General features: G+C 72.0%; 10 protein-coding genes. 3 read left to right on the top strand and 7 right to left on the bottom strand.

The genetic code is table 11. The features are described from left to right. Positions 1-72: 72 nt before the first annotated feature. Together AB0K34_RS21490 and AB0K34_RS21485 are read right to left on the bottom strand one after the other, a co-directional pair. Complete coding sequence (locus AB0K34_RS21490) at positions 73-2,616, bottom strand: DUF6049 family protein (RefSeq protein ID WP_364550448.1); 2,544 nt, start codon at positions 2,614-2,616, stop codon at positions 73-75. Between the two features lie 110 nt (positions 2,617-2,726). Beyond that, a complete protein-coding gene (locus tag AB0K34_RS21485; RefSeq protein ID WP_138636283.1) occupies positions 2,727-3,401 on the bottom strand; it encodes a YbaK/EbsC family protein in 675 nt (224 codons plus the stop codon). A gap of 379 nt (positions 3,402-3,780) precedes the next feature. On the opposite strand from AB0K34_RS21485, the gene AB0K34_RS21480 reads away from it, so the two are divergent. Together AB0K34_RS21480 and bioA are read left to right on the top strand one after the other, a co-directional pair. Next, a complete protein-coding gene (locus tag AB0K34_RS21480) occupies positions 3,781-5,334 on the top strand; it encodes a CCA tRNA nucleotidyltransferase (RefSeq protein WP_301176747.1) in 1,554 nt (517 codons plus the stop codon). Then, positions 5,331-6,644 (top strand): adenosylmethionine--8-amino-7-oxononanoate transaminase, encoded by a 1,314-nt coding sequence (gene bioA, locus AB0K34_RS21475; RefSeq protein WP_301176746.1) that lies wholly within the window; start codon positions 5,331-5,333, stop codon positions 6,642-6,644. Before AB0K34_RS21480 ends, bioA begins: the two co-directional genes overlap by 4 nt. A gap of 16 nt (positions 6,645-6,660) precedes the next feature. Here bioA and AB0K34_RS21470 read toward each other — a convergent pair whose 3' ends face one another. From AB0K34_RS21470 to AB0K34_RS21450, 5 genes are all read right to left on the bottom strand, one after another. Continuing rightward, complete coding sequence (locus AB0K34_RS21470; protein WP_301176745.1) at positions 6,661-7,965, bottom strand: MFS transporter; 1,305 nt, start codon at positions 7,963-7,965, stop codon at positions 6,661-6,663. Positions 7,966-8,109: 144 nt separating this feature from the next. Next, on the bottom strand, positions 8,110-8,790 hold the full coding sequence (locus AB0K34_RS21465; protein ID WP_364550445.1) for a TetR/AcrR family transcriptional regulator C-terminal domain-containing protein: 681 nt from the start codon (positions 8,788-8,790) through the stop codon (positions 8,110-8,112). 76 nt (positions 8,791-8,866) lie between these two features. Continuing rightward, the gene (locus AB0K34_RS21460) at positions 8,867-10,639 is read right to left on the bottom strand and encodes an ABC transporter substrate-binding protein (RefSeq protein ID WP_364550443.1); all 1,773 of its coding nucleotides are present in this window, start codon (positions 10,637-10,639) and stop codon (positions 8,867-8,869) included. Positions 10,640-10,878: 239 nt separating this feature from the next. Next, positions 10,879-11,958 carry an inositol-3-phosphate synthase gene (locus tag AB0K34_RS21455; RefSeq protein ID WP_138636279.1) on the bottom strand — a complete coding sequence of 360 codons (1,080 nt, stop codon included), beginning with the start codon at positions 11,956-11,958 and terminating at the stop codon, positions 10,879-10,881. Between the two features lie 68 nt (positions 11,959-12,026). After that, positions 12,027-12,650: a PadR family transcriptional regulator gene (locus tag AB0K34_RS21450; protein WP_138636278.1), complete on the bottom strand. Its 624-nt coding sequence runs from the start codon at positions 12,648-12,650 to the stop codon at positions 12,027-12,029. 1,364 nt (positions 12,651-14,014) lie between these two features. Here AB0K34_RS21450 and AB0K34_RS21445 point away from each other — a divergent pair. Then, positions 14,015-16,606 carry a transglycosylase domain-containing protein gene (locus AB0K34_RS21445; protein ID WP_364550441.1) on the top strand — a complete coding sequence of 864 codons (2,592 nt, stop codon included), beginning with the start codon at positions 14,015-14,017 and terminating at the stop codon, positions 16,604-16,606. The last annotated feature ends 412 nt before the right edge of the window (positions 16,607-17,018 follow it).

Below are 17,018 nucleotides of genomic sequence, written 5' to 3'. Positions count from 1 at the left end.
CCCTCACCGGGCGGGGGGACGGGTGTGTCGACGACCGTCTCCGCGACGGGCGCGCCGCCGGGGACGGGAAGGTCAATCGCCGTCTCGGCGGCGACGTTCCCCGCGCCGGGCGGTCTGCCCGTCGGCGGCGGGCTCGGGTATCCCGCCGGGTTCGGCGCGGTCCGCGGCGGCGGGCCCGGCGGCCTCGGCGGCGGACCCTGCGGCCCCGGCCCCTGGGGGCCGTGCGGCGGCGGACCCGGGGGCCGCTGGGGCGGACCCTGGCGGGGCGCTTGCGGCGGACCCTGTGGATATCCCTGGCCCGGCGGCGGGCCCTGAGGCGGGGGACTCTGGGGTGGCGGACCCTGCGGCGGCCGGCCCTGCCCCGGATATCCCGGGGAACTCGGCGGCGGGTACCCCGGCCCCTGGGAACCCGGGACCTGGGAACCCTGTCCCCCGCTCCCCTGGTCCCGCCGATCCCATTCCGGTCGACCCGTCACCGGCTGCCTCCGCTTTCCGGCGGCGCCTCGCTCTGATGGCCCGCACTCCGACGCCCCCGAAGAGTACGGCAAGTCCGCCGCCGGTGATGAGCAGTGCGAGCCGCCCATAGCCGGTGACGTTCACGGTGATGGACTCGCCGGTCCCGTACGTCCGGCGGGGCGAGCCCGGGGTACGCAGCTCCAGCTGGACGTGGAAGTTGCCGTTGCCGGCCGCCTGCGCGGGGATCCACCGCTGGGCCTTCTGGCCGGGCTGCAGCTCGATGATCGCGTCCTCGGGCTCCAGCCGGCCGAGCCTGAGCTTGGCGCTGTTCTCCGAGGTGGCGACGAGGTGGACCTTGACGGCCTGGTCGGGCAGCCTGTTCTCGATGAGCACGGGCAGGCGGCCCGAACTGCCGCCCATCAGCACCCGCTTGCTCTTGGCGGTGACGATGCGGACCTGGTTCATGTCCGCCGCGAGCTCGTCCTTCAGCTGGTTGCGGGCCGCCCGCGCGTGCCGGGCCGACGCCCGCCACGCCGCCGACTCCAGGCGCAGCACCGACCGCTCGTAGGAGATCTTGGCCGGGCCGGTCATCACGGCCTGGAACGTCGCGGCCTCCTCGGCGATCTCCTGCACCTGCCGCAGGTGCGCGTCGCCGATCTCGTACTGCTGGTAGTCGTCGGAGTAGCCGTTGAAGACGCGGCCCTGCGGCGCGACCGACTCGATCTTGCTGAGCGGCACCGCGCGCAGCCAGCCGGCCTTCTTGGTGTACCTGAGCAGGTTCTTCGCGACCCCGCCGGCGGGGTTCCAGTACCGGTCGGGGGCGACGACGAGGGTGCGCTGCCGGTTCGGCGCCTCCGCCGCGATCATCGCGGTCTCGGCCAGGAAGCGCTGCTCGCCGAGCAGCCCCCCGGAGGCCGTCTGGGACCCCTCGCTGACGATCTGGTTGATCTTCTCGTCGTAGAGGAGCGCCTTGCGGTCGCCGTAGTGGGTCGGGAGGGTCGTCGTCGCGTTCGGCAGCGCGCCGGCCGCCGGGTCCTGGAACTGGGAGCTGCTCATCAGGAACGAGCCGCCGTTCTTCAGGGCGTTCTTGGCGAGCTGGTCGACCGTGCCGGGACCGGCGGCGCCGGCCGGCGGCCAGGCGACACGGGCGTTCGCGGCGCGTCCGAGCACCTGCGTCGCGACGCCGGTGTTCCGCTCGGCGAACGCGTCGGCGATGTCGCGGGGCGTCTTGCGGCGGACGAGGGCCACGACGTCCGGGTCGGCGTAGGGGAGGACGAAGTACGGGTCCTTCTTGCTGGCGTTCTTCAGCGCGGTCAGCCAGGCCGCTGCGGCGGCGCTCTTGTCCTTCTGGACGCCCTTCTTCGCGCCGGGCGCCCGGACCGTGTAGTCGCCGACTGCCATCTGCCGGACGTCGTCCAGCAGCGCCGGGTCGATCGCCCAGGTGACGGACGTGTCGGTGGCGGCCGCCGCGTCGACGAGCCTGTTCAGCCGCCCGCCGGCCGCCACGTCCGCGGCGAGGTCGTCGTCGAGGAACGTCCGGTCGTTGGTGCGGTGCATCTGGTCGGCGAGCGGCAGCACCCAGCCGACCGACACCGGGTTGAACCGGCGGTCCTTCGGCATGAACGTCAGGAAGGTCGTGATGCCGCCGACGACCTGCTGCGCGGAGTTCAGCACCTCGACGCCGACCGGGTAGACGCCGGGCGTACCCGTCGGGGGGCGGAGGCCCAGCTGCTTGACCGTGGTCTTGAACGTCCAGCTCTGCTTCACGCCGGGCGCGGCGGCGCCGGGGAGTTGCTGGACCGGGCCGACGTTCGGCAGCGCGTTCGGTGTCGCGGCGGCGTACTGGTCGAGCTGGCTGCGGCTGGTGACGGGCTGCGCGCTGTACCGGAGCCGCAGGCTGAGCCCGGGCAGCTGGTGGTCGGTGCGGTTCTTCGCCAGCCCGGAGATCTCGATCCGCGACTTCTCGTTGACGCTCTTGGGGTCGACCTTGCTCAGCGCCATGGCCACCTGCGCGCGCGCCTTGCCCTGCGCGGGCGCCTGTGCGCGCGCCTGCGCAGGGGCGTGCCGGGCGAGGGCCGGGGACGCCAGCGTCGTCGGCGCCGCCATGGCCATACAGGGCAGCAGAGCGGCCAGCGCCACCGCGCGTTTGACCGTCCTCACGCCTTACCGGCCGCCTCAGGACGGCGGGCGAACATTTCCCGCACCACGGCTCGATGGTAGTCCGTCGCCGTGTTCGGTTTCTCCGCTCTCGGCACCGGATGTCGTCGTGCTCAGGCGCCGGAGCGGGCGGTCTCGGGTTCGCCGGCGGACGGCGCCGCGGGAGCGGGGGCGGGCGGGACCGCGGGGGACGGGAGGGACGCGGCGGGCAGCAGGTCCATCGGCTTCGCGTGGCACAGGGCGTACAGGGAGCCGCCCCGGATGCCGAGGGCGGTCGACGCCTCCCCGGTCGCGGTGTAGACGACGTCGTCGGTGTCCAGGCCGCCGGCCAGCAGCGGGTCGATGAGCAGCGGCATCGAGTCGGGCAGCAGCAGCGGGCAGACGAGCCCGGCCGCGTATTCGGTGACGGCGTTCACGAGGTCGGGGTGCGCGGGCCGGACGGTGCGGGCGCCGACCGCGCGGCGGACCGCCTCGGCCGGGAGCCGCCGGCCCGCCGGGACTATCACTCCCGCCAGGAAGCGGCGGCCTCGCCGGCCGCCGTCGCGCCCGAGGACGCCGTCGCGCCCGAGGACGCCGTCGCCCGCGCGGCCGCCCTCATATGCGTGGACACTCTCGCCCGCCCTGCCGCCCTCGCACGCGTAGACGCGCGTCACCAGGCACCGCTCCGCCGGGAGCCCGAGGGCCTTCGGGAGTTCGTCGGCGGTGGTCATCGCGACGGGCAGCCGCACGATCTCGTGCAGGATCTCCCATTCGAGCAGCGCGCGGTGGATGGCGAGAGCGTCCTTCATGTTGGGCTCCATCCCGCGGGGGTCTCCCCGCTCACCCCCGGAACTGGTTTCGCTGTGTCCCCGTGCTTCGCACTCTGTGGGGGATATCCCCACATACCCGGAACGAGTGGCCTAACTCGCGTCATACGTCACGTAAACCCTTGTGATGCGCCTCTGCCGCACGTGCGGCGGACCGGGGCCCTTGGGATCCCGCTACCGTTGTCGTGCGGGAGGTTCACCGGCGGTCGCGCTGGCGTCATCGGGGTGCCCAGAACGTAACCCGGAGATCGCGGCATGTGAAGGGGCGCGTCCGGCTCCGGCCCCGCAAAGGCTCTCGCGCGGACCCCCGCCGATCGCCATAAAGTCCTTTGTCAGCCCGTCAATCAAGGAAATACGCTCGATGGCCGTGCCCAACCAGAACGTGACCCCAGAGTCCTCGCGGCGCATCGCGATCGCCGAGCTGCTGCGCGGCATCGCGCCCGTCGCCGACGACCTCGGCGCCCTGTTCGCGGCGGCCGGTCACGAACTGGCGCTGGTCGGCGGGCCGGTCCGGGACGCGCTGCTGCGCCGTCCGACCAAGGACGTCGACCTCACCACCGACGCGCCGCCCGAGCGCACCCTGGAGATCATCCGCGACTGGGCGGACGCGCACTGGACGATCGGCATCGAGTTCGGCACGGTCGGCCTCCGCAAGAGCGGCGTCGAGCTGGAGATCACCACCTACCGCAGCGAGTCCTACGACCCGAAGTCCCGCAAGCCGGACGTCTCCTACGGGACGTCCCTCGTCGAGGACCTCCGCCGCCGCGACTTCGCCGTCAACGCGATGGCCGCGCGGCTGCCCGGCCACGAGTTCGTCGACCCGTTCGGCGGACTCACCGACCTGCAGCGCAAGGTCCTGCGGACGCCCGGCAGGCCCGAGGACTCCTTCAGCGACGACCCGCTGCGGATGCTGCGCGCCGCCCGCTTCGCCTCGCAGCTCGGCTTCACCGTCGCGCCCGACGTCGTCCGCGCGATGAAGGACATGGCGGGCCGCATCGAGATCGTCTCCGCCGAGCGGATCCGGGACGAGCTGTCCAAGCTGATCTGCGGCCGCTACCCGCGGCAGGGCCTGGCGCTGCTGGTCGAGACGGGCCTCGCCGCGCACGTCCTGCCGGAGCTGCCGATGCTGCGCCTGGAGATCGACGAGCACCACCGGCACAAGGACGTCTACGAGCACTCGCTGATCGTCCTGGAGCAGGCGATCGCGCAGGAGCAGGACGGGCCCGACCTCGTGCTGCGCCTCGCCGCGCTGCTGCACGACATCGGCAAGCCGAAGACACGCCGGTTCGAGGCCGGCGGCCGGGTGTCGTTCCACCACCACGAGGTCGTCGGCGCGAAGATGACCCGCAAGCGGCTGACCGCGCTGCGCTACCCGAAGGACGTCATCAACGAGGTGTCCCGGCTGGTGGAGCTGCACCTGCGCTTCCACGGCTACGGCACCGGCGAGTGGACCGACTCCGCCGTCCGCCGCTACGTCCGCGACGCCGGGCCGCTGCTGTCCCGGCTGCACAAGCTGACCCGCGCCGACTGCACCACCCGCAACAAGCGCAAGGCCGACCGGCTCCGCCGCACCTACGACGACCTGGAGCAGCGGATCGACCGGCTCGCGGAGGAGGAGGAGCTCGCCGCGATCCGGCCGGAGATCGACGGCAACGAGATCCAGGAGATCCTCGGCATCGGGCCGGGCCCGCTCGTGGGCCGGGCGTACAAGTTCCTCCTCGAACTCCGCCTCGACCGCGGCATGATCGGCAAGGACGCCGCCGCGGCGGAACTCCGCCGCTGGGCCGCTGCCGAGGGCCTCCTCCCGGACGCCGGTGCCGACGCCGACGATGGCGTGGCGTCCGATGCCGACGGGGCGGCCCCGTCCTCCGACTCGGCCGTGAAGGGCGACGCGGACGGGGAGGGCGAGGCGTGATTCCGCTGCAGCTCGGGCGGATGAGCCCGCGGGAGACCGAGCGGATGCTGGCGTTCGACCGGGAGCACATCTGGCACCCGTACGCGCCGATGCCCGCGCCGGCGCCCGCGCTGCCGGTCGTGTCGGCGGACGGGGTGCGGCTGACGCTCGCCGACGGCACGGAGCTGATCGACGGGATGTCGTCGTGGTGGGCGGCCGTGCACGGGTACAACCACCCGAAGCTGAACGCGGCCGTGACCGGGCAGCTCGGCAAGATGGCGCACGTGATGTTCGGCGGGCTCACGCACCCGCCGGCCGTGCGGCTCGCGGAGCGCCTGGTCGAGCTCACGCCGGAGCCGCTGACGAAGGTGTTCTTCGCCGACTCCGGGTCGGTCGCGGTCGAGGTCGCGATCAAGATGGCGCTGCAGTACTGGCGGTCGCAGGGGCGCCCGGAGCGGCACCGGCTGCTCACCGTCCGGGGCGGCTACCACGGCGACACGTTCGGCGACATGGCCGTCTGCGACCCGGTCACCGGGATGCACCACCTGTTCAGCGACGTCCTGGCGAAGCACGTGTTCGCGGCTCCGCCTCCGCTCGGCTACTCCGCCGAGCCCGACGAGGCGTACCTGGACGAGCTGTCCCGGCTCGCCGAGGAGCACGCGGGCGAGCTGGCCGGGATCATCGTCGAGCCGATCGTGCAGGGCGCGGGCGGCATGCGCTTCTACGCGCCGGAGTACCTGCGGGCGCTGCGCGACATCGCCGACGAGCACGGACTGCTGCTGATTCTGGACGAGATCGCCACCGGGTTCGGCCGGACCGGCGAGCTGTGGGGCTGCGACCACGCGGAGGTCGCCCCCGACATCATGTGCGTCGGCAAGGCCCTGACCGGCGGATACATGACGATGGCCGCCACCCTGTGCACCGACGGCGTCGCGGAGGGCATCTCGTCCGGGGAGGCGGGCGTGCTGATGCACGGCCCCACCTACATGGCGAACCCGCTGGCCGCGGCCGTCGCGTCCGCGTCCATCGACCTGCTGCTGTCCCGCGACTGGCGGGACGAGGTCGACACCATCGAGGCGGTCCTGACCAGCGAGCTGCACGACGCCGCCGACTTCCCGGGCGTCGCGGACGTCCGCGTCCTCGGCGCGATCGGCGTCGTGGAGGCGCGGGAGCCGGTGGACGTCGCCGCCGTGCAGGAGATCGCGATGGCGCACGGTGTGTGGCTGCGCCCGTTCGGCAAGCTCGTCTACACGATGCCGCCGTACGTCTGCACGGAGGACGAGGTGCTGCACATCGCCGCCGCGATGCACGCCATCGCGGAGTCCCTCTGACCGGCGTCGGCTCCGGTCAGCGGAGGGCGTGCGCGGGCCGGCGGATGCGGGACGCCGCCGTCCGGTAGGCGACCGCCCCTGCGGCATACGCGGCGATCACCATGAGCAGCGTCGGTACGGCACGGCCATCGGACGGGAGCCAGGCGGCTGCGGCCGCCGCAGCGGCGGCGAACGTCGCGTTGAACAGCATGTCGTAGACGGCGAACACCCGGCCCCGGTACTCGTCGTCGATCAGCTCCTGCAGCGTCGTGTCGACGCACAGCTTGACGCCCTGCGAAACGACGCCCAGCAGGAACGCACCGGCCGCCCACGGGCGCTCCGTGAACGGCGTCCCGAGCAGGAGGAGGCTGAGCGCCGCCCCGGCGAGCAGCCACGCCGTCCACGCCTGCTTGCTGATCCGCCGCACCACCGCCGGGGTGATCAGCGCCGCCGCGAAGTATCCGGCGCCGGACACCCCGAGCATGAGCGCGAACACCTCCAGGCCCCGGTCGGGGTCGTCGGCGAAGTGGTTGCGGCACAGCAGCAGCGTCATGATCAGGATGACGCCGTACAGGAACCGGTGGAAGGAGATCGCGCCGAGCGCGAGCGCGGCCTGCGGGCGCCGCGCGATGTGCCTGCCCCCGGCCACCAGGCCGTGCAGGACGCCGCCGAGCGCGTCCCGGACGCCCGGTGCCGCCTCCGCCCGCTCGCCAGCCGCCGTGTGCGGCCCGAGCAGGCCCTTCGGCAGCGTCGTCGCGATCAGCCCGGCCAGCAGGAACAACGCCGCCGCGGCGACCAGGATCAGCGCGGTGCCCTCGTGCCCCGCCCCGAACAGGCGGCGCAGCAGGTAGCCGATCCCCGCGCCGGCGAACGAGATGATCGTCCCGGACGTGACCGAGAACGCGTTCGCCGTCACCAGCTGCTCGCGCCGCACCACGTGCGGCAGCGCCGCCGACAGCGCCGCGAGGAAGAACCGGTTGACGCCCAGCACGACGAGGACGCCGAGGAAGAAGCCGAGGCCGTCCTGCCCGGCCGCGACCAGGCCCGCGACGAGCAGCACCAGCACGGCCCGCAGCACCGGCGTCCAGACGAGGATCTGCCGGCGCCGCCACCGGTCGATGAACACCCCGGCGAACGGCCCGAGCACCGAGTACGGCAGCAGCGTCACCGCGAACGCGGCCGCGGCCTTGCCGGCCGTCGTCTGCCGTTCGGGGGAGAAGAACACGTAGCCGGCGAGGGCCACCTGGAACACGCCGTCGGTGAGCTGCGAGGCCAGCCGCGTCGCGTACAGCCGCTGGAAATCCCGTCCACGCAGGATCCCCCGCAACTCGCCCGCACGCATCTGATCAGGGTATGCGCTGCCACACCCGCCACGCCCCCACTCCCGGCCCTCGCGACGTCCTCGGCTCCGGGCGCTCCACCCCTGAGCGAGTCGGCGGACTGGCGCTGGACGCCGCCACCGTCCTCGATCGGGGCGCGGCGTCGGTCATTCGGGGTGGGAGGTGCTGCGTTCCAGGCCGTCCAGGAGTGCCTGGAGGCCGAACTCGAAGGTCTGGTCGGGGGACGCGGCGTAGCCCGTCGCCGCCGCGGTGTCCAGGCGGGCGCGCAGGCGTGGGAAGCGTTCGGCGATCTCCCTGGCCTGCGCCATGGCCGCGTCGACGTGCTCGCGGGCGCCGCCGCCGTTCCGGTCGAGGCCGCGGGTGAGCGAGGCGGTCGCGGCGACGCCGGCCGCGTTGCCGAGGACGTAGGTGAACACCGCGGCGGCGGCCCGGTCGGCGTCCGCGCCGGTGAATCCCCCGGCCTCGTACACGGCGAGCTGGTGCTCGTCGTGGCGCGCCTTGCTCTCGCCGTAGACGAGGTGCGCGGCGAAGACCTGCACGAGCCAGGGGTGCCGGGTGAACATCCGGTACAGGTCGGCGGCCATTGCGGTGGCGGCGGCGCGCCAGCCGACGGTGTCCGGGTCGGGCAGGGTGAGCTCGCCCCAGACCCGATCGGTGGCCAGCAGGACCAGGTTGTCCTTGCTCTTGACGTGCCAGTACACGGCGGTGGCGGCGGAGTCGAGCCGCTTGCCCAGGGCGCGCATGTTGAGGCCTTCGAGCCCTTCGTCGTCCAGCAGAGCGACGGCCGTGCGGACGATCTGGTCGCGGGTGAGGGTGTCGCGAGGCATGGACTCCACCGTAGATACCACTTGCACATCGTTCAAGTGACCGCCGTCTCCCTCGCCCGGCCTCTACCGGGCGGGATCAGTTGAGCCAGAGGCGGGTGTAGTCGTAGCCGGCCGTGGTGGGCAGGTAGAGGGCGCCGTGGACGCGGGACGAGTGGAACAGCGTCTGGGACCGGTCGAGCAGCGGGACGATCGCCGCGTCCTCCATGATCTTCTGGTCGGCCTGCTGCCAGTACCCCGCCGCGCGGCTAGCGTCGGGAGCGGTCAGCGCCGCGTCGATGAGGGCGTTGACCTGCGGGTTGTCGTAACCGCCGTAGTTGGTGGAGTTCTGCCCGTAGGTGCGGCCGTCGAACAGCGGCTGGATGATCGAGCGGCCGTTGTTGCCGTACCAGTCCGGCACCCAGCCGGGGGCGGCGATGTCCCAGTCGCCCGCCCGGCCGCGCGCGGGCGTGCCGAGGGTGCCGGCGTAGAAGGAGCCGCCGGAGTCGGCGATGAGCTCGGCCTCGACCCCGCAGGCGTCGAGGTTCTGCGCGATCGACTGGGCGATGAGCTTGTGGACGCTGTTCGTCCGGTACGGGAACTTCAGCTTGAGCTCGGCGTGGCCCGTCCGGCCGAGCAGCTCCCGGCACTTGGCGGCATCGCCGGACTCGCCCGGCGTCGCGTAGTGCTCGATCGCGGCGTAGCCGGAGTTCCCCGGCGGGATCACCGTGTGCAGGGGCCGCGCCACCGACGGCCCGCCGACGATCTTGATGAGGGCGCTGCGGTCGACCGCGTACTCCAGCGCCTGCCTGACCTCCCGCTTGCCGAGCGCGCCGCCGTTGTTGGGGCTGCGCGTGTTGAACACCAGGTACGGGCTGTTGTTCGGCGTCTCCCTGATCGCGAAGCGGGGGTCGTCGCGGAGCCGGGGGATCGCGGACGTCGGGACGGGCTGGTCCCAGGCGAGGTCGGCGGTGCCCTGCTCCAGCTGCTGCTGGACGGCCTCCGGGGAGTCCTGCCCGAGCGTGATCCGGATCTTGGCGACGTGCCGCTCGCGCAGCGGGTCGGCCGCCGCCCGCCACGCCGGGTTGCGGGAGAGCAGGTACGACAGGCCCGGCCGGTACTCGGTGATCTGGTACGGGCCGTTGGAGATCGTGTGCTGCCGGAGCTGCGGGCCGTCCGGGACGTAGGCGTCGTACTCCTTCGGCGCTGCGGCGGTGTACGGCAGCGCCAGCAGGTTGAGGAAGTCGCTGGCGGGGCGCCGCAGCTCGAACACGAGCGTCCGGTCGTCCTTGGCGCGCACGCCCGCTATCGCGTGGTCGCGCTGGTAGGCCGCCATCGCCGCCGGATCCTTGGGGTCGACGTCGGCGAAGCCGCGGCAGAACTCGTCCATCCCCTTGATCGTCGAGGTGAAGTAGCCCTTGCCGGACGACGGCGCCGCCGGGTTGCAGAGCCGCTCGAACCCGCGGACGAAGTCCTGCGCGGTCACCGGGCGCGGCGGCTCGGTGTTCCACAGCACGCCCGTGCGCAGCCGCACCGTGTAGGTGCGGCGGTCCTTGGCGATGTCGCCGTTCTCGCGGGTCGGGAGGCGCTCGGCCACGTCCGGCCGGACGGGCACCGTCTCCTGGAAGTCGTTGGACGCCCGCGTGCCGAACAGCGTGCGGGCGAAGGTGCGGGCGAGCCCGTACGCGCCGACGCTGGCCACGGACGCCGGGTCGAGGTGCTCGACATCGGACGACCCGATGATCCGCAGCGTCCCGCCCTCGCGGCCCTGCCCCGCGGCGGACGCGTCGTCACCTCCCCCGGCGCATCCGGCGAGGCCCACCATCAGCCCCGTCAGCCCCACTGTCACCTTGTACATCTGGCGTGCCGTCACGTTCTCACCTCGGACACTCGGAACCTGGCGCGCAGTCACCGGCGGTGTCACAGTAGGGCCACAGAGTGACAAAGGGCCGGTACATCACCGTTTTCTCTCTAGAAGTAAGGACGCCCTGACAGTGGAGTGTCCACTCTCAGGGCGTCCCTTGGGGATTTTGTGATCGGACTCTCAGGGAGTCGCGATCAGCGCCTCGGCGGGCCGTCGGGCCTGCTCGGCGGCCGGTCTCCCGGCTCGGCTCAGCGCTCGACCTCGCCGCGGATGAACTTCTCCACCGCGTCGTGCGCCTGGTCGTCGTTGTACTGCTCCGGCGGCGACTTCATGAAGTAGGAGCTGGCGGACAGGATCGGGCCGCCGATGCCGCGGTCCTTGGCGATCTTCGCGGCGCGCACCGCGTCGATGATCACGCCGGCGGAGTTCGGGGAGTCCCAGACCTCCAGCTTGTACTCCAGGTTGAGGGGCGTGTCGCCGAACGACTTGCCCTCCAGCCGGACGTAGGCCCACTTGCGGTCGTCGAGCCACGGCACGTGGTCGGACGGGCCGATGTGCACGTCGGCCTTCGCCATCTCGTGCGGGATCTGCGAGGTGACCGACTGCGTCTTGGAGATCTTCTTGGACTGGAGCCGCTTGCGCTCCAGCATGTTCATGAAGTCCATGTTGCCGCCGAAGTTGAGCTGGTAGGTGCGCAGCAGCTCAACGCCGCGGTCCTCGAAGAGGCGGGCCATGACGCGGTGCGTGATGGTGGCGCCGACCTGCGACTTGATGTCGTCGCCGACGATCGGGACGCCCGCGTCGGTGAACTTCTGGGCCCACTCGGGGTCGCTCGCGATGAACACCGGCAGCGCGTTCACGAACGCGACCTTGGCGTCGATCGCGCACTGGGCGTAGAAGCGGTCGGCCTCCTCCGAGCCCACCGGCAGGTACGACACCAGGACGTCGACCTCGGCGTCCTTCAGCGCCTGGACCACGTCGACCGGCTCGGCGTCCGACTCCTCGACCATGTCGAGGTAGTACTCGCCGAGGCCGTCGAAGGTGGGGCCGCGCTGGACGGTCACGCCGGTCGGCGGGACGTCGGCGAACTTGATCGTGTTGTTCTCGCTGGCGTGGATGGCCTCGGACAGGTCCATCCCGACCTTCTTGGCGTCCACGTCGAACGCCGCGACGAACTCGACGTCGCCCACGTGGTACTCGCCGAACTGGACGTGCATCAAGCCGGGGACTCGCGTCTCGGGGGCCGCGTCCTTGTAGAACTCGACACCTTGGACGAGTGAAGAGGCGCAGTTGCCCACACCCACGATGGCTACGCGCACCGAACCCATCCGGTTGCTCCTTCTCTCTAGCGGAACATGTGGTGTTTCACCCGCCCCCGAAGGCGGCGGGCCGCGGATCAGCGGCCCTCGTCCCGAGGCATGTCCTGATCAATTCGCTTGGCTGACTGTGCTTGCTGCTCCTGCTCGGCCCGCTCGCGTCCGATGAGCTCGTTGAGCCACCTGACCTCGCGCTCGACCGACTCCAGCCCGTGGTTCTGCAGCTCCAGGGTGTAGGAGTCGACGCGCTCGCGGGTCCGCGCCAGGGCGGCGCGGACGCTCTCCAGGCGCTCCTCCAGCCGGCTGCGCCGGCCTTCGAGGATCCGCAGCCGGACGTCGGCGCGGGTGTGCGAGAAGAAGGCGAAGTGAACGCCGAACCCCTCGTCCTCCCACGACGCCGGACCGGCCTCGGTCAGGAGCTGCTGGAGGCGCTCCTTGCCGTCGGCGGTGAGCTTGTAAACGATCTTCGACCGGCGGCTCTGCAGTGCCAGCGGAGCGTTCGCCTCGTCGGGACGGTCCTCGACGATCATCCCGTCCGTGAGAAGCTGCTTCAGGCATGGATAGAGGGATCCGTAGGAGAACGCCCGGAACATCCCCAGCAGGGCGTTGAGCCGCTTGCGCAGCTCGTAGCCGTGCATGGGGGCCTCGTGCAGCAGGCCGAGCACGGCGAGCTCCAGCACGCCCGCGCCCTTCCTGGCCGCCATCCGGTTCCCTCTCTCGCAGAGACCGATGTCTCGATCCGATGTATCGAGCGAATGTATCGGCTCGATACATCGACAAGATACGTACGAGGTCCCGTCCTGGCAAGTGGAAGTCTTCGGCCGGTGTGATCGGGGTGGCCGTTGGGGCCGCGTTGGCGATGCCTTGGATCCGCCCCTGGCTCAGCTTGGGCCGCATCGAGCCGTGGGGATGCGGGAGGCGTACTGCACGGCATGACCGTCCGTCCCGCCCGCTCGCCGCCCGTCCGCCGTCGGGGCGTCCGACCGCGAAGGTGATCTTCCGGGAGGCGGACCGGCGCGGCCGCCGAGGTCGGACGCCGAATACGCCGAATTCAGGGTGTATGCGGCGGAAATATGTCAAAGTTGCGCCAGGATCCACCTGGTCCGTCACACGGTCCCGGGCGGCGGACAGCACGGAAGGAGAACCCGGCCGCCTTCGTCGGAAGGGGCGTTGACCAGCCGGGATGGAACTTCACCATGCATGCGCTCCCCCCGCTCACCAGCCCGCACAGTACTCTTCGGACGGCGCACGAGTCGCAACAAGGGCCGGAGGCCGCCCCGGGCCACTGGCAACAACCGTTGTCCCCTGTCGATGAGGTCGCGTGAGTAATCCAAGCCAGCCCCGACCGGAACCCGGGTCGCAGTGGCCGGGCGGGCAGCAGAACCCCCGTCCCGGCGATCCCGGGCGTCCGGGTACCGATGACGCCCCCGGCGCGCCGCAGAGCCCCGGCTCCGCGGACGGTCCGGGCTTTCCGGGCGGCCACGCCGCCCCCGGCGGAGGAGCCCCCGCGCCGCTCGGCGGTGCCGCGCCGACCGCGCCGACTCCCGCGATCCCGCCGGCGCCTCCCGCCGCGGGCCGCCACGCCTCCCCGCCCTCAGGGCCGGCCGCGCTCGGCCAGCCCGCGACGGGCCAGCCCATGCCGGGCGGGCCGGCGGGCTCCGGTGCGTTCCCCGCGTCCGGCGGTCCGTCCGGTCCCGGTGGAGGCGTGCCCAGCGGATCTCCCGGGCAGGGCGGGTTCCCCAGTTCGGGCCCGCAGTACGGGACGGGCGGTCCCCTCGGCCAGGGCGGGGCCTCCGGGCCGGGTGCGCCCGGCGGGTTCGGAGCGTCCGGTGGCCCCTCAGGGCCCGGCGGTCTTCCCGCACAGCGCGGGGCGGGGCAGCAGGGCGGGTTCCCCATGGGCGGTGCGCAGCCCCCGCAGGGTGGACCGATGCAGCCTCCACAGGCCGGGCCGATGCAGTCGCCGCAGGGTGGACCGATGCAGCCGGGTGGGCCGTCCGGGCCCAACGGCGGTGCGCCGGGACGGCCCTTCGGGCCCGGCGGGCCGGGGCCGATGAACGGGCCGCCCGGAATGGGCGGTCCCCCCGGGATGGGCGCCGCGGCCGGGATGGGCATGGCGGGCGCGGCCGGTGCCGCGCCGAAGCCCGGCGTCAAGGACAAGCTCGGCGAGCTCGGGAAGGCCGGGCAGGAGCTCGGGGCGAAGCTCACCGCGAAGTTCCAGGGGAAGGGCGTCCGCGCGGCGAACCGGTCCGGCGGGCCGGTCGGCCCCGCTGGTCCCGGCGGCCCCGGAGGGCCGGGAGGACCCGGCGGTCCCGGAGGACCCGGCGGTCCGGGCGGGCCCGGGCGGCATGGGACGCCGCCGCCCCCGGGAAAGAAGGGGTTCCTCGGCCACCTGCGGTCCCGGGAGACCGGCTGGCGGCGCTTCATCCCGTCCTGGAAGATCGTGGCCGGCGTCTGCGGGCTCGGCTTCGCCGCGTTCATCACGCTGATCTGGGTCGCCTACACGAACACGCCCACGCCCGCCGAGCCGACGGTCGCGGGCGTCGAGGACCAGGCGTCCATCTTCTACTACACCGACGGCACCGAGATCGGACGGATCGGCAAGAAGCGGCAGAGCGTCGAGCTGAAGCAGGTCCCGACCTTCGTCCAGGACGCGGTCCTCGCCGCCGAGAACCGCAGCTTCCGCACCGACCCCGGCTTCTCGGTCAAGGGCACGACCCGCGCGGTCTGGGACAACCTGACCGGCGGTTCCGGCGGCGGTTCCACGATCACGCAGCAGCTCGCGAAGAACTACTACTCCGACCCGAACAACCGGACGGTCAACCGCAAGTTCAAAGAGCTGTTCATCTCGGTGAAGCTCGAGGACAAGTACACCAAGGACGAGATCCTCAAGCTCTACCTGAACACGATCTACCTCGGCCGCGACACCTACGGGATCCAGGCCGCCTCGCGCGAGTACTTCGGCAAGAACGTCTGGGAGCTGACGCCCGACCAGGCGGCCGTCCTCGGCGGCATCATCCAGAACCCGAACCGGGACGCGGGGGACACGAAGAACAAGGCGTGGGTGACCGCGCGCTACCAGTACACGCTCAAGGGCATGGTCTCGATGGGCAAGCTGAGCGAGGCCGACGCCGCGAAGTACATGCAGCGGCTGCCGAAGATCAGCAAGCCGGGCAGCGACAAGCAGCTGTACGGCGGCCAGCGCGGCTACATGCTGACGCGCGCGATGGAGGAGCTGCGCCGGCAGGGCATCGACCGCAAGGAGCTCACGACCGAGGGCCTGCGCGTCTACACGACGTTCGACCGCAAGCGGATGGCGATGGCCAAGAAGGCGGCCGAGCAGACCGTCCCGCAGGTCGACCCGAAGAAGCTCGCGAAGAAGAAGATCCGCGTCGGGCTGGTGTCGGTGAACTCCGCCAACGGCGAGGTGGTCGCCTTCTACGGCGGCCCCGACTACCTGGACCAGTCGTTCAACAACGTGTGGCAGGGCTCGGCGCAGGCCGGGTCGGCGATGAAGCCGTACGTGCTGGCGACCGCCCTGAAGCAGAACTACAGCCTGAAGAGCCTGGTCGAGGGGCGGTCGAAGACGCCGATCGGCCCGGACGGCAGCGTGGTCTCCAAGGGCGACCCGAACGCCGTGATCGTCCCGAACAGCCATGACGTCGGCCCGGCGATCGACCTGATCACCGCGACGAAGGACTCGGTGAACACCGCCTTCATCCAGCTGATGGGCAAGGTCGGCATCGAAGAGGCGATCAAGACCGAGACCGACGCCGGCATCGCGTCCGACCTGCTGACGCCGCACAAGTGCTGCCTGAACCTGGCGCTCGGCGTCAACAACATCCGGCCGATCGAGCAGGCCGCCGGGTACGCGGTGTTCGCCAACGGCGGCGTGTACTACCAGCCGCACGTGATCCGCGTCGTCCGCTACAGCGACAACAAGCGGGTCCGGCTGAAGCCGAAGGTCGAGAAGCACCGGGTCTTCAGCGCGAAGGTCGCGGCGGACGCCACGTACGCGATGCAGCAGGTCATCAAGAGCGGTACCGCGACGGCGGCGGCGCTACCGGACGGACGGCAGGCGGCCGGCAAGACCGGGACCACCGACCGGAACGTCTCGTCGTGGTTCGTCGGGTACGTCCCGCAGATCTCCACCGCCGTGACGATCTACAACGACGCGGTCGGCCCCGACGGCAAGAAGAAGTCGGTGATCCTGCCGGGAATCGGCGAGGTCGAGGGCGGCACGATCCCCGCCCGCATCTGGCGGTCCTACATGTCGAACGCGGTGCGCGGCATGCAGGCCGAGGCGTTCCCGCCGCCCGCGTGGGGCGGGATCGTGCAGAAGTGGGCGAAGCCGCCGGAGAAGAAGAAGAAGGACCGCCGCCCGCCGTGGTGCGACAACCCGATCGGCCGGCACGATCCGCGCTGCCAGGGCGACGGCGGCGACGACCCCGGCGGGGACCTTCCGCCGTGCCAGTCGCCGTTCTCCAACGGCAACTGCGACCCGAACAAGCCGCCGAGCAACCCCCCGCCGCGCTGGTGGTGCCAGATCCACCGCGGCGATCCGGCCTGCCGCCGCGGCGGAGGCCGCGCCTTCAGCACCGGGGAGTCGGAGCGCATCGCGCTCCTGGCGCCACTGGTCCCACTGGGACGGCCGCCGGAATGAACCGGCCGGCCGTCCGCACCCGAACCGTCCACTGGAAACGTGGGGGTGTGACATGAAGCATGATCGCGAATTGCCGCACGCCAGCGGCCCCGATCCCGCGCGCCCGGCAGGCCGGAGGAAGGGCAGCCTCGCCTCACCGGCCACCGCAGCCGCGGGTGCACAGTACGCTCGGACGACGCATAGCCGTCCCCCAGTTGATGAGGCCGCGTGAGTAACCCAAGCCGATACGGACCGGACCACGGAGAGAACGCCGGCCGGAGGGGCTCCCCCCGCCCCGGCTCCGCGGGCACGCCGTCCGGCGGGCAGCGCGGCGTCGGCCTCTGGGAGTAGCTACCGCTGCCCGACGTGCCCGCCGCCCCCGGGGAGGCGGCGCGCGCCCTCGGCACTACCGACCCTGCACGCCTTCGCGAAG

Source organism: Actinomadura sp. NPDC049382, assembly GCF_040677125.1.
Lineage (GTDB): Bacteria > Actinomycetota > Actinomycetes > Streptosporangiales > Streptosporangiaceae > Spirillospora > Spirillospora geliboluensis.
The sequence above is the reverse complement of the archived record's forward strand: the minus strand, read 5'-3'. Positions and strand labels throughout refer to the sequence as shown.